The organism is Arsenicicoccus sp. UBA7492, from assembly GCF_002479615.1.
GTDB classification, from domain to species: domain Bacteria; phylum Actinomycetota; class Actinomycetes; order Actinomycetales; family Dermatophilaceae; genus Arsenicicoccus; species Arsenicicoccus bolidensis.
The window spans coordinates 33,101-45,579 of the sequence record NZ_DLOE01000039.1 but is presented as its reverse complement, the minus strand read 5'-3'; the positions used below and the strand labels follow the sequence as shown (position 1 = coordinate 45,579).

Below are 12,479 nucleotides of genomic sequence, written 5' to 3'. Positions count from 1 at the left end.
CCATCCGCAGGAGATCGATCAGCCACGGCCGGGTGTCGAGCACCGGTGCCACTGCCAGGCCAGGGTGAGGAGGGGCAGCAGCAGGCCTGCCGGCCCGGCCACCAGCGCCGGCCCCAGCATCGCCAGCAGCGCGGTCTCGTAGCCCCGCGCGACGCCCAGCGCACCGGCCGGCGCGAGCCCGAACGGCGTCGGGATCATCACCGACATCAGCTCGAGGTCGACCGGCCGCGAGCCGGCGAGCAGCGAGGCCGTCGCCGACAGCACCAGGGCCGGAGCCGTCCACCAGGACAGGCCCACGGCCGGGACGGCGAGCACGCTCCACGCGGAGGCGACCAGGACCGGACCGGCCAGGTGGGCCAGGCGGACGGCGTCGTCGGGCAGCGGCAGGTCGCGGCGCAGGCCGCTGGACTGCGCCCAGGCGACCAGCCCCTCGCCGACGGAGCGCGTGAGCACGGCGGCACCCAGGCCCAGGGCGGGGAGGGCGACGGCCGGTGGGGCGAGCGCCGCCACCAGGACGCCGGCGACGAGCAGAGGTATGCCGAGGAGCAGCCGATCGCCTTGTCGCCGCACGCGCTCCAGGTCCCGCAGCAGGAGGGCGGCCACGCCGGTGCCCCTGCCTCGACGTGACGGGAACGACCCACGAGCCCCGAGGCGCGCCCGCGCTGACCGGTTCATCGCGGCGCTCGCGTCCATCATCAGCACGGAATGGTGTGCGGCCGAGGCGCTCTCGCCGGCGCGACGCAGCTCGACCCCGTCGACGCGGTCGATGCGGCGGTCGGCGAGGACGAGCAGCGCGAGGGCGATGAGCAGGCAGAGGACGAGGAGCCCGACCGCCAGGATCGGTGCGGTGATCGATGCTCCGACTGTCGCAGCCCCGCCCGGGCCGAGCATCGTTGCCAGCCGGGCGATCCCGGCGCAGAGCACGCCGATGAGCCCGAGGGCCAGGGGGACTCGCGCGGCCCACCGGCGCGTTCGCGGATCCGACTGCGCGGCAGCGACGGTCGCGACCACGAGCAGCGCGGCCAACGCGCCGACCGGGATTCCCCAGGTCACTGCGGACGGCAGGACCGGGAGGCCCGCCGTCGCGAGCACCGTTGAGCCGCAGAGGGATCCGAGCGCAGCAGCCCCGATCGCCGTGGCCCACAGTCGTCCTCGCAGGACGGGGCGGCGAGGCGCGGGCCCCGACAACAGCCAGGTCAGCTGCGCCGCACCGGCGCCGACGGGCCCGAATCCGACGGCCAGCCGGGCGATCCCGGCCAGGGCCAGCAGGCCGAGGGCCACGGCCGCGACCGCCCCGCCGCCGTGCACGCAGGCGGCCCCGGTGCACGTGCCGCGTGCCATGAGGTCGCTCCACCCGCTGGTCGTCATCACGGCGAGCATCGCGAGTGCCAGCGCCCACATGTAGATCTCGGTGAAGGCCCCGCCCGGCTCGCCGTGCGCCCGCCGCGCGCGAGCGAGGTAGGCAGCCGCCTCAGACGTCACCGTGCAGCTCCACCACGCGGGCTCCGGACCGGGAGACGAGGCCAGCGTCGTGCGAGGCCATCAGGATGCTGCGGCCCGAGGCTGCCTGCGCCGCAAGGTGGTCCGCCAGCCATGACCGCCCGTCCGCGTCCAGGCGTTGCTCCGGCTCGTCCAGGACGAGCAGCGACCAGGGGCGCACCAGCGCCACGGCGAGGGAGAGCCGCCTGCGCTGCCCGCTCGACAGGGTCCAGGGCACCTGGTCGGCGACGTGCTCGATGCGGAGCTCGGCCAGCGCGGCGTCCACCAGCTCGTCCGGGTCGGGCACGCCGTGGGCCCGGGCCAGCACGTCCAGGTGCTCCAGGACGGTCACGTCGGGATAGAAGCCGGCGTCGTCGAGGATCGCACACACCGCGCGCCGCACCGCGGGGTCCTGGTCGCGCAGCGGAGCCCCGTCGAGCGTCACGGTCCCCGCGTCGGAGGACTCGGTGCCGAGCAGGCACTTCAGCAGGGTGGTCTTGCCGACGCCGTTGGGGCCGACCAGCGCCACGACCTCACCGGCGCCCACCTCCAGCGACAGGTCCGTGACGACGGGGCGTCCGGCATACGACTTGCGCAGTCCTTGGACGTGGACCCGGGCCGGCCCGCCGTCCGGCAGCCGCACCGGATCGTGATCGCTCATGCCCTGTGCGACTCGCTCCGGCCGGCCCGGGTTCCGGCGTCCTGCGGATCGGCGTACGGTCATCCCCGCAACGGGCTTGACCCTCACGCGACGTGAGGCGCCACGGTGGAGCCATGACCGCGACGACAATGGGACTCATGCAGTCCCTCACCGTGGGCCAGGTGGCCGAGACCTATGGCGTGACGGTGCGAACCCTGCACCACTACGACCAGATCGGCCTGCTGAGCCCGAGCGAGCGCAGCCACGCGGGGTACCGCCTCTACACGGCGGAGGACCTCGAGCGGCTGCAGCACGTCGTCGTCTACCGGCGGCTCGGCTTCTCCCTCGAGGAGGTCGCCGAGCTGCTGGCCGACGTCGAGGCTCGCGGTGGCGAGGGGGCTGCGGAGCACCTGCGTCGTCAACGCGCAGCGGTCATGTCCCGGCTCGACGAGATGCGCGATCTCGTGCGTGCCATCGACAACGCACTGGAGAGAACCATGACCAAGAAGCCAGCCACGAGCGAGGACCTCAAGGAGATCTTCGGCGAGGGATACAACGAGGAGTACCAGGCCGAGGCCGAGCAGCGCTGGGGGGACACCCCGCAGTGGCAGCAGAGCCGGGAGCGCCAGTCGTCCATGACCGCGGAGGACTGGGCGCGCGTCAAGGCCGAGACCGAGACCCTGGAGCGCGATCTCGCGGGTGCGGTGGCGGCGGGGGAGCCCTCCGACGGCGACGTCGCGGCGGCCCTGGCCGAGCGCCACCGGGCGAGCATCGAGCAGCACTACGACTGCCCACACGCGTTCCAGGTGAAGCTGGCGGAGATGTACCTCGCCGACCCGCGCTTCACCCAGCACTACGAGGACCTGCAGCCGGGCCTCGCGCAGTGGCTCCACGACGCGATCGTGGCCAACGCCGCGCGGCACGGCGCCTGATCACCGTCTCGTCGTGCCCACGGGCGGGCCGTTCCCTGCGGGAGCGGCCCGCCTCGCGTCGTCCCGGGTGGCACCTCGTGGTGGATCCCGTATGTCGTGACGCGGTGACCTCTCGCGGGGAGCCGCACAGATCTGCCCCGTTTGGTGTGATATCGGCCGAAACGTCCGTATCGTTGATGCCGTCCGCCGGCTGCCGAACTCTCCCCACTCGTCCCGCGGGCTCACACGGAAGGGCACCACGTGCACCACGACCAGACGTCTCGCGCCCGTCGCCGACGCGCGCTCACCCTCGGTCTCGCCGTCGGGATCACGTCCCTCGGCGCCGTCTCCCCAGCCGTGGCGGGTGCAGCTCCATCCCTGTCCGCCGCCGACGTTCAGGTCGAGCCGGCCAGGCCCGACCCGTCGAGGACGCCCAAGCCGCCCAAGCCCCCGAAGACCAAGGAGCCGAAGCCCCCGAAGCCGCCCAAAACCAAGGAGCCGAAGCCTCCCAAGCCCCCGAAGACCAAGGAGCCGAAGCCTCCCAAGCCGACGAGGACGCCGCGGCCGCCGAGGGCGACCCCGACGATCCCGCCCGCGCCGCCGTCGACCCAACCGTCCCCGACCCAGCCGGCGCCGTCGAGCACCACCACGCCGCGACCGCAGCCGACCAGCTCGTCGCCGCGGCCGACCACCACCCAGCCTCGTCCCACGACGCCGGCCCCGCCGAGCACCACCTCGGCACCGCGCCCGCCGGCCCCGCCGAGCACCACCTCGGCACCGCGCCCGCCTGCCCCGCCGAGCACCACCTCGGCCCCGCGGCCACCGGCACCCTCAAGCACCATCCCCGCGCCGCAGCGTCCGAGCGTCCCCGTTCCCGCACCCGGGACCACGTCACCCACCGCGCTGCCGCCCGCCGTCCCGGTGGCCCCGGGCACTCCGGGCGCCCCCGTCACGAGCCTCGCCATCAACCCGGCGAGCCCGATCGCGGCGGCCGCTGCGGCCGCGGCCGTCGCCGCGAACGGGACGACCAGCGCGACCGGCGAAGCCGGCGAGGCCGGCACCGCGACAGCCACCGCCTCCGTCGGCGCAGCCTCGACCACGCCCGGTCAGCCGAGCCCGAACGCCGAGTCCACCACGGCGACCGCCGCACCGGGCGGCTCCGGGGGCAGCTCCGGTGGCTCGCGGGGCCTGGCGGCCGGCGTGTTCCAGGACCCGAGCGACAACGTCGGCCGGGTCGGCGCCTTCTGGGCCGCGCTGGTGGCCGTGATCTCCAGCTGCGTCATCTATCTCCGCCGCCGCAACGAGCGTCTCCAGCCTCTCACCTGACCTGACCTGACCTGACCTGACCAGGCCCTCGCCTGTCCGCCCCCGCCCATCGCCTCACCGTCTGGACGCCGGTCGACCCCCAAGGACCTCACGCATGGCTCTCCTCCGCCCCGGGCTGCCCCGCCGCGCCTCGGCCCGCTCCTCCTCCCGCTCCGTCAGTCGGCCGGGCCGCCGTTCCTCAGCCAGCTCCGCTCAGCGGCCCGCGGCCGGTCGACCCGTCGGCATGGTTCCGGTGGTGCTGCTCGGCACCGCCGGGCTCCTCTCCGTGGGCGCGCTGGCCGGGGCCGGCACGTCTCCGACGCCGGAGACCCAGGAGCGCGCATCCCGGGTCGTGAGCGCCGACCTCGCCGCGCACACCCCCGCGGCGCCTACCCCGGAGGCCGCCGTCCCCGCCGGTGCTGCCACCCCCAGCCCGGCCCTCGAGCTCGGGACGGACTCGCTCGCCGTGCCCACCGGCGCGGCGGCCGGGGTCGCTCCGACCGCGTCGGCCCCCGCCACCACCGTTCCGGCCCCGACCGCGTCGGCCCCCGCGAGCGTCCCGGCTCCGGCAGCGGCGCGGGTCTCCCGGCCGGGCGCAGCCAGGGCCACCGCACCCGCGGGGTCCGGGGTCACCCCGAGCGTGCGGGCCCTCGACCCGGTGGACCCGGTGGAGGCCTGGCGGGATCCGGGGGAGAGCATGGAGCGGACGTCGCTGACCTTCCTCGCGATGGCCGCTGCCCTGGGGCTGTTCGTGCTCTGGCTCCGGCGGCAGCACCACACCTGACCCGAGCTGAGCTCCCGGCTCGGGTCGTGTGGTATGGGGGCCGTCTGGCGCGTCGCAGGCGACCCGAAGTGAGCTGCGGGCTCGCGTCGTGTCGTCTGGGGGCCGTCTGGCGCGTCGCAGGCGACCTGAACTGAGCTGCGGGCTCGGGTCGTGTCGTCTGGGGACCCCATGGGGCGTCGCAGGCGACCCGAACTGAGCTGCGGGCTCGCGTCGTGTCGTCTGGGGACCCCGTGGGGGGTCGTGGGCGACCTGAAGTGAGCTGCGGGCTCGCGTCGTGTCGTCTGGGGGCCGTCTGGCGCGTCGCAGGCGACCCGAAGTGAGCTGCGGGCTCGAGTCGTGTCGTTCCGGGCGGTTCGGCGGGGCGTCATACGGCCCCACAAGCAAGATCGTGAGTGTCTGGTCCAAGAATCTTGGACCAAGCACTCACGATCTTCGTCAGAGAGGGGAGGCGCGGGTCAGTCGCGCCGGCCCTCGCGGCGCAGGTCGGACGCCTCGAGCTTGAGCTCGTCGAGGGTCTTCTCCTGCTTCTTGATCCCCTTGTCGTCGCGTGGCGGCAGGAGCACCTGGTCCTCGGCGGGCATGCCCGCGGCGAGCTGCCGGGAGCGCTCGACCTCGGAGTCGAACTCCGCACCGAAGAGCAGCGCCAGGTTGGTGATCCACAGCCACAGGAGGAAGACGACCACACCCGCGATCGAGCCGTAGGTCTTGTTGTAGGACCCGAAGTTGGACACGTAGAAGCCGAAGGCGACGGACGCCAGGATCCAGGTGACGAAGGCCAGGGCCGCGCCGGGGCTGAACCACTTGAACTTCGGCTGCTTGACGTTGGGGGTCGCGTAGTAGAGCAGCGCGATGACCAGGATGACGATCAGGCCGATGACGGGCCACTTCGCGATGTTCCACACCGTCACGGCGGTGTCGCCGAGGCCGATGAGTCCGCCGACCCACTGCGCGATGCCGCCGCTGACGACCAGCATGATGCCGGCGAGGGCGACCAGGGTCAGCGTGATCAGGGTGATGAGCAGCTGCAGCGGTCGCAGCTTGAGGAAGGGGCGCCCTTCCTGCACGTCGTAGATGCGGTTCATCGCGCGGCCGAAGGCGCCGATGTAGCCGGAGGCCGACCACAGCGCGGTGAGCAGACCGACGACCAGGGCGACGCCGGACGCCTGGGAGCCGGAGATCTCCTTGATGATCGGGCCGACGGTGTCGACGGCCTGCGGCGAGAGCTGGCGGACGCCGTCCAGCATCTTGTCGACGGTGCCCGGATCCTGGCCGAAGAGGCCGAGCAGGGAGATCAGCGCCAGGACGGCCGGGAACAGCGACAGCACGGCGTAGTAGGTCAGGGCGGCCGCGAGGTCGGTGCACTGGTCCCGGGTGAACTCCTTGGTCGTGCGCTTGAAGGCGTACTTCCAGTTGGCGCCGGGCAGGTCGTCCATCTCGTCGGGCTTGCCGTGCCCGTCGGGGTCGTCGTGCGTGCGGGCGCCGACCGGGCGCTCCTCGTCGGTCGTGCGGGACTCGTCCGAGTCGGAGGGGTGACGTGTGGCCATGGGGGAGGCTCCTGTGGGGCAAGGGGGAAGGTGGGGGGTTTGTCCACAAGACAACCACATGCGCCCCCGCCGGCGGGGGTCAATCGCCGTGCCACCTGGCCGATCTCGCCTGGCGGTCGGCCGCCTGCCTCAGGCCGCCTGCCTCAGACCGCCGGCCAGGGGAGGGGCTGGCCGAAGTAGTAGCCCTGCACGGCGTGCGCCCCCAGCTCGACGACGGCGGACAGCTGCTCGGCGGTCTCCACCCCCTCGGCGACGGACCGTATGCCGAGCGCGTCGGCCACCTCGACGGCCGAGCGCAGCATCGCGTGGTCGACGGTGCTGGTGAGGCACCCGCGCACGAGCACGCCGTCGATCTTGAGGACGTCGATGGGCAGGACGCGCAGGTTGCCATAGCTGGTCGTGCCCGCCCCGAAGTCGTCGAGGGCGAAGCGCACGCCGGCGTCGCCGAGGTGGACCATGCCGGACCGCACCTCCTCGACCGTGCCGATGGGCAGCCGCTCGGTCAGCTCGAGCACCAGACGGCGGCCCTGGCCGCTGCCGCGGATCAGGTCGTCGGCCCAGTCGACGAAGGTGGGGTCGAGCAGGCTGTGCGGGCTGACGTTGCAGGAGACGCGACGCTGCGGGGCCCCGTCGGCGAGGGTCTCGACCACGCGGGACAGGACGGCGCGGTCGAGGGCGTTGACGACGTCATATTGCTCGGCCAGGGCCACGAAGTCGTCGGGCAGCAGGGTGCGTCCGGCCTCGTCGGCCAGCCGGACGAGGACCTCGGCGTCCATGGGGGCCTCGACGCCCTGCACGACGCTGCGGATGGGCTGGGCCACCATCGACAGACGCCCGGTGAGCACCGCGGAACGCACCTCGTCCATCTGCAGCCGCTCGTGGTGGGTGTCGGCGCGTCCCGGGTCGCCGGGCACGTGGACGAGGACCCGTCCGCGACCGCTGCGCTTGGCCTCGTGGGCCGCGGACTCGGCGCGGGAGACGATCTCCTCGATGCCCTGGTCGTGACCGGAGATGGCATAGACGCCGGCGGAGAACGCGACGGGCACCTCGCGCCCGTCGATGCGCAGCGGGTCGCGGGCCAGGTCGACGGACAGCTCCTCGAGCGCGGCTCGCAGCTCCTGGACCGTGCCCCGGCTCAGCGCCCCGAACTCGTCCCCGCCGACGCGGAAGACGGCGACCGGCGTCGGCCCGCTCAGCCGGAGCAGACGGTCGGCCACCCCGCGGAGCACCTCGTCGCCGGACCCGTGGCCGAGCCGGTCGTTGGTCATCTTGAGATGGTCGACGTCGATGTAGGCGAAGGCGCCGTCCGCCGGCTCGCCCGCGCGGGCCCGGCCGATCGCCTCGAAGGCGGCCGCGCGGTTGGGCAGCCGGGTCAGGGCGTCGGTGCGCTGGAGGGTCTGGTTGGTCGATCGCAGGTCGGCCAGCTGCGCCTCGAGCGTGAGCAGGGAGTCCGGGGCCGCCAGGCCCGAGAGCTGGGTGCCCCGGGCGGAGAGGACGGCCGCCACCAGTGTGGCTGCCTGGATCGTCTCGGGTCGTATGGCGGAAGCGCTGGTCACCGCCAGCACGCCGATCGTGGCTGTGCCGGCGTGCACGGCGAGGACCAGACGCTGGCGCAGCCTCGCCTCGACGAGTGGCTGCAGCTCGGGGTCGTCCGCCTCCCGCAGGTCGGGGATCAGCTGGGTCCGCGACCGCAGGACGCGGACGAAGCAGCCGGTGGTCACGGGGCGCTGGTGGACGGTTGGCTCGCCCGGCAGGGTGCCGGCGAAGACGTGGCACTCGACGTGGCCGTCGGACCCGGTGACCAGCCCCAGCTCGATCCGCTCAGCGCCGATGACGCGGGGCAGGTGATGTCGGAGCGCCTGCACGAGCTGCTCGCGCCGGGCGTCGGCGGGCAGGGCCTCGGCGAGGCGGGCGACCGCAGCCAGCGTGTCGGCCTCGGCGCGCCCGCCCCTCGTCTGCCCCTGGTCCCCCTGCGTCACGGGTCCAGGGTATGGCCGGGAGACGACCGTTGTTGCCCCGTGACCGGGAAGCGACGCCGGAGGGGGCGGACCGTGTCCGCGAGGTGCCGCTCGGGCACGCAGCGTCACCGAGCCGGGCGCCGGGCAGACCCCCTGTCGGCGCCCTGCTCTAGGCTCGAGCACGTGACGATGGGACAGGGTGGGCGCGGGGTGTTCGTGGCCCTCGAGGGCGGCGACGGTGCGGGCAAGTCGACGCAGGCTCGGCTGCTGCAGGAGTGGCTGGAGGCCCAGGGGCGCACGGTCCTGCTGACGCGCGAGCCCGGGGGCTCCGAGCTCGGCGCCGAGATCCGGCGGCTGCTCCTCCACGGGGACGACGTGTCGCCGCGGGCCGAGGCGCTGCTCTTCGCCGCCGACCGGGCCCACCACGTGCACGCGGTGGTGCGGCCCGCCCTCGCCCGCGGCGAGGTCGTGGTGACCGACCGCTACCTCGACTCGTCGGTGGCCTACCAGGGCGCGGGGCGCGACCTGGCGGGCGAGGAGGTGCGGCAGCTGTCGCTGTGGGCGGTCGAGGGGCTGCTGCCCGACCTCACCGTGCTGCTCGACGTCGAGGCGGGCACCGGTCGCGAGCGGCGGGGCGACGAGCACGACCGGCTCGAGTCCGAGCCCGACGACTTCCACCACCGGGTGCGGTCCGGGTTCCTGGACCTCGCCGCCGCGGAGCCCGGGCGCTACCTCGTCGTGGACGCCACCCTGGCACCCGCCGAGATCCACGCCCTCGTGCGCGGTCGCCTGGCGGAGGTGCTCTCGTGACCGCCCCCGGCGTCTGGGAGCAGACCGTCGGGCAGCCCGAGGCGGTGACCACCCTCAGCCGGGCGGTGGCCGACCCCGACGCCATGACCCACGCCTGGCTGCTCACCGGCCCGCCCGGGTCGGGCCGCTCGGTGGCCGCCCGCAGCTTCGCCGCTGCCCTGCAGTGCCCCGAGGGCGGCTGCGGGTCCTGCCTGGAGTGCCGCACCGCCATGGACGGCACCCACGCCGACGTCTCCCTGGTCGCGACCTCGGGACTGTCCATCGGCGTCGAGCAGGCGCGCGAGCTGGTGCGGCTCGGGTCGACCCGCCCCTCCGTCGGCCGCTACCGCGTCATCGTGATCGAGGACGCCGACCGCCTGACCGAGCAGGCCGCCAACGCGCTGCTCAAGGTCATCGAGGAGCCGGTGTCGCGCACCGTCTGGCTGCTGTGCGCGCCGTCGCTCGACGACGTGATCATCACGGTGCGCTCGCGATCGCGGCACGTGCGCCTGCGGACCCCTCCCGTCGATGCCGTGGCGGAGCTGCTCGTGCGCCGCGACGGCATCGACCCGGCCATGGCCGCGTATGCCGCCCGCGCGGCCCAGAGCCACATCGGGATCGCCAAGCGGCTCGCCACCGACGACGGCGCCCGCGAGCGCCGGCACACGACCGTCTCCATCGCGGGGCGGATCCGCCGGGTGGGTAACGCCATCGATGCGGCGGCGGACCTCGCCTCGATCGCGGACGAGGAGTCGGGGGCCTCCAGCGCCGACCGCGACGCCGCCGAGCGCCGCCAGCTGCTCGAGCGGCTCGGGGCCGACCCCGCCTCGCGCACCCAGCCCCCGCACGTGCGCTCCGCGGTGGCCGCCCTCGAGCGCGAGCAGAAGCAGCGGGCCACCCGCTTCGCCCGCGACGTCGTGGACCGCTCGCTCGTCGACCTGATGAGCGTCTATCGCGACGCGCTGGTGCTGCGGCTCGGCACGCCAGTCCCCCTGGTCAACACCGAGCTGGGGCCGTTGGTCTCGCAGGTGGCGCAGGCCTTCACACCCGAAGGCCTCCTGCACGCGATCGACGCGATCGGCACAGCGAGGGAACGGATCGACCGCAGCGTGGCGCCGCTGCTCGCGCTCGAGGCGATGTGTCTGTCCTTGAGACTGCCGCGCTGACAGTTCCGTCCCTCCCAGGCGAGACGGTTACCGTGGGGGAGAGACAGGGGGCCTCGACGACGCCGGCCCTCTCCCGGCATACGTCCTCGTCCCCGAAAGGCCCCGCATGACCTCGCTGCGCCGGTCGCGCACCGCACGCTCCGCCACGTCCCTCGCGGCGGCCTCCTTGCTGCTCGGGGCCTGCGCCATCCCGGGGACCGGGGGCACGAGCGCCACCACCAGCCCGAGCAGCGCGAGCCCGAGCGGTCCCTCCGCGACCGGGGCGAGCGGGCCGGGCGCCACGAGCACGGCCACCGCCTCGCACGCCCCTGACCTCGCGAAGTACTACGGCCAGCAGCTGGCGTGGGAGCGGTGCGGCCGGTTCGAGTGCAGCTGGCTGACGGTGCCCGTGGACTACGACAAGCCGGACGGCGCGACGCTCAAGCTCGCGCTGAAGCGGCAGAAGTCCTCGTCGAGCTTGCGCACCGGGTCCCTCGTGCTCAACCCCGGCGGACCTGGCGCCTCGGGGGTCGACATGGTCGACTGGTTCGCCCCGACCCTGGCCGGCAACGTCCAGCGGCGCTTCGACGTCGTCGGCTTCGACCCGCGCGGCGTCGCCAAGTCGCAGCCGGTGACGTGCCTGGACGCCAAGCAGATGGACGACCTGCTGGGCGGCGACCCGACCCCGGACACCCCCACCGAGCAGGGCCAGCTCATGGCCGCCAACAAGGCCTTCGGCGAGGCCTGCAAGCAGCGCACGGGCGATCTGCTCGCCCACGTGTCCACCGTCGAGGCGGCCAAGGACATGGACGTGCTGCGGGCCACCCTCGGCGACCAGCGGCTCAACTACTTCGGGGCGTCCTACGGGACCTTCCTCGGCGCCACGTATGCCGGGCTGTTCCCCAAGCACGTCGGCCAGATGGTGCTCGACGGCGTCATCGACCCCGCCCAGGACGGCAAGGCCTCGGCGCTGGGGCAGGCGACCGGCTTCGAGCGCGCCACCCGGGCCTACGCCCAGCACTGCGTCGAGACCGGTAGCTGCCCCGTCGGTAGCAGCGTGGACGAGGTCATGACCGGTCTCGCCGACCTGCTCAAGCAGATCGACGCCAAGCCGCTGCCCGCCCCGGGCGTCGGGACCGGGACGCTCACCGAGGGGTGGGCCTCGATGGGCCTGGCCCTCCCGATGTACTCCGAGCAGCTGTGGCCCGAGCTCGACTCGGCGCTGCGGTCCGCCAAGGGCGGCGACGGCTCCGGCCTCATGCGCCTGGCGACGCAGTACGCCGACCGGCAGGACGACGGCAGCTACAAGGGCAACATGCTGCAGGCCATCAACGCCGTCAACTGCCTGGACCGCCCCGTGACCGGCGACGCCGCGAAGTACGCCGCGGACGAGAAGGACTTCGTCAAGGTCGCGCCGACCTGGGGTCGCTTCATGGCCTGGGGCGACTCGGTGTGCGGCGCCTGGCCCGTCCAGGCGACCGGCAAGGCCGCCCCCATCAGCGCCACCGGCTCGGGCCCGATCCTGGTCCTCGGGACCACCCGCGACCCCGCCACCCCCTACGAGAACTCCGTGGCGCTCGCCAAGCAGCTCGACCAGGGCGTTCTGGTGACCCGCGACGGCGACGGCCACACGGCATACCAGCAGGGCAACAACTGCGTCGACCGGCTCGTCGACGACTACCTCGTCAAGGGCAAGGTGCCGGTCGACGGCGCGAAGTGCTGAGCTGGCTCGACGGATTCGGTCGGCGCCTGCCCGGCCTGTATAGTGGGGCGCCGAGCGTCGGCCCGCTGACGTTCCTGCCGCTTTAGCTCAGTCGGCCAGAGCGATTCACTCGTAATGAATAGGTCGTCGGTTCGATTCCGACAAGCGGCTCAGACGAGGCCCCCGACTCCGGTCGGGGGCCTCGCTGTTGTGCGGCACCTC

11 protein-coding genes and 1 tRNA gene are annotated in these 12,479 nt (G+C 73.8%); 7 read left to right on the top strand and 5 right to left on the bottom strand.

All coding sequences use genetic code 11. The features are described from left to right. Nucleotides 1-18: 18 nt before the first annotated feature. Together B4E97_RS11390 and B4E97_RS11385 are read right to left on the bottom strand one after the other, a co-directional pair. Nucleotides 19-1,482 (bottom strand): DUF6297 family protein, encoded by a 1,464-nt coding sequence (locus tag B4E97_RS11390; protein WP_029212700.1) that lies wholly within the window; start codon nucleotides 1,480-1,482, stop codon nucleotides 19-21. Continuing rightward, nucleotides 1,472-2,140, bottom strand: a complete 669-nt coding sequence (locus tag B4E97_RS11385; RefSeq protein WP_286959933.1) for an ABC transporter ATP-binding protein — start codon at nucleotides 2,138-2,140, stop codon at nucleotides 1,472-1,474. The genes B4E97_RS11390 and B4E97_RS11385 overlap by 11 nt, the downstream gene beginning before the upstream one ends. Nucleotides 2,141-2,253: 113 nt before the next feature. Between B4E97_RS11385 and B4E97_RS11380 the strand changes: the two genes are divergently transcribed. Further along, nucleotides 2,254-3,051: a MerR family transcriptional regulator gene (locus tag B4E97_RS11380; RefSeq protein ID WP_286959932.1), complete on the top strand. Its 798-nt coding sequence runs from the start codon at nucleotides 2,254-2,256 to the stop codon at nucleotides 3,049-3,051. 374 nt (nucleotides 3,052-3,425) lie between these two features. Here B4E97_RS11380 and B4E97_RS11375 read toward each other — a convergent pair whose 3' ends face one another. Continuing rightward, the gene (locus B4E97_RS11375; protein ID WP_029212703.1) at nucleotides 3,426-3,965 is read right to left on the bottom strand and encodes a hypothetical protein; all 540 of its coding nucleotides are present in this window, start codon (nucleotides 3,963-3,965) and stop codon (nucleotides 3,426-3,428) included. Between B4E97_RS11375 and B4E97_RS11370 the strand changes: the two genes are divergently transcribed. Together B4E97_RS11370 and B4E97_RS11365 are read left to right on the top strand one after the other, a co-directional pair. Beyond that, nucleotides 3,952-4,356: a hypothetical protein gene (locus B4E97_RS11370; RefSeq protein WP_286955464.1), complete on the top strand. Its 405-nt coding sequence runs from the start codon at nucleotides 3,952-3,954 to the stop codon at nucleotides 4,354-4,356. The genes B4E97_RS11375 and B4E97_RS11370 overlap by 14 nt on opposite strands. A 94-nt stretch (nucleotides 4,357-4,450) precedes the next feature. Next, nucleotides 4,451-5,119 carry a hypothetical protein gene (locus tag B4E97_RS11365; protein ID WP_156911454.1) on the top strand — a complete coding sequence of 223 codons (669 nt, stop codon included), beginning with the start codon at nucleotides 4,451-4,453 and terminating at the stop codon, nucleotides 5,117-5,119. Nucleotides 5,120-5,574: 455 nt separating this feature from the next. On the opposite strand, the gene B4E97_RS11360 is transcribed toward B4E97_RS11365, so the two are convergent. Both B4E97_RS11360 and B4E97_RS11355 read right to left on the bottom strand, forming a co-directional pair. Continuing rightward, nucleotides 5,575-6,663, bottom strand: a complete 1,089-nt coding sequence (locus B4E97_RS11360) for a YihY/virulence factor BrkB family protein (RefSeq protein WP_029212541.1) — start codon at nucleotides 6,661-6,663, stop codon at nucleotides 5,575-5,577. A gap of 143 nt (nucleotides 6,664-6,806) precedes the next feature. Next, nucleotides 6,807-8,642, bottom strand: coding sequence for a bifunctional diguanylate cyclase/phosphodiesterase (locus B4E97_RS11355; protein WP_029212540.1), 1,836 nt, complete (start codon nucleotides 8,640-8,642; stop codon nucleotides 6,807-6,809). A 168-nt stretch (nucleotides 8,643-8,810) separates the two neighbouring features. Here B4E97_RS11355 and tmk point away from each other — a divergent pair, with 168 nt between their 5' ends. From tmk to B4E97_RS11335, 4 genes are all read left to right on the top strand, one after another. Next, nucleotides 8,811-9,431 (top strand): dTMP kinase, encoded by a 621-nt coding sequence (gene tmk, locus B4E97_RS11350; RefSeq protein ID WP_029212539.1) that lies wholly within the window; start codon nucleotides 8,811-8,813, stop codon nucleotides 9,429-9,431. After that, a complete protein-coding gene (locus B4E97_RS11345; RefSeq protein WP_286959931.1) occupies nucleotides 9,428-10,576 on the top strand; it encodes a DNA polymerase III subunit delta' in 1,149 nt (382 codons plus the stop codon). The genes tmk and B4E97_RS11345 overlap by 4 nt, the downstream gene beginning before the upstream one ends. A 106-nt stretch (nucleotides 10,577-10,682) precedes the next feature. Further along, nucleotides 10,683-12,278 carry an alpha/beta hydrolase gene (locus tag B4E97_RS11340; RefSeq protein WP_286955461.1) on the top strand — a complete coding sequence of 532 codons (1,596 nt, stop codon included), beginning with the start codon at nucleotides 10,683-10,685 and terminating at the stop codon, nucleotides 12,276-12,278. Between the two features lie 76 nt (nucleotides 12,279-12,354). Next, nucleotides 12,355-12,428 (top strand) — tRNA-Thr (locus tag B4E97_RS11335). Nucleotides 12,429-12,479 lie beyond the last annotated feature (51 nt).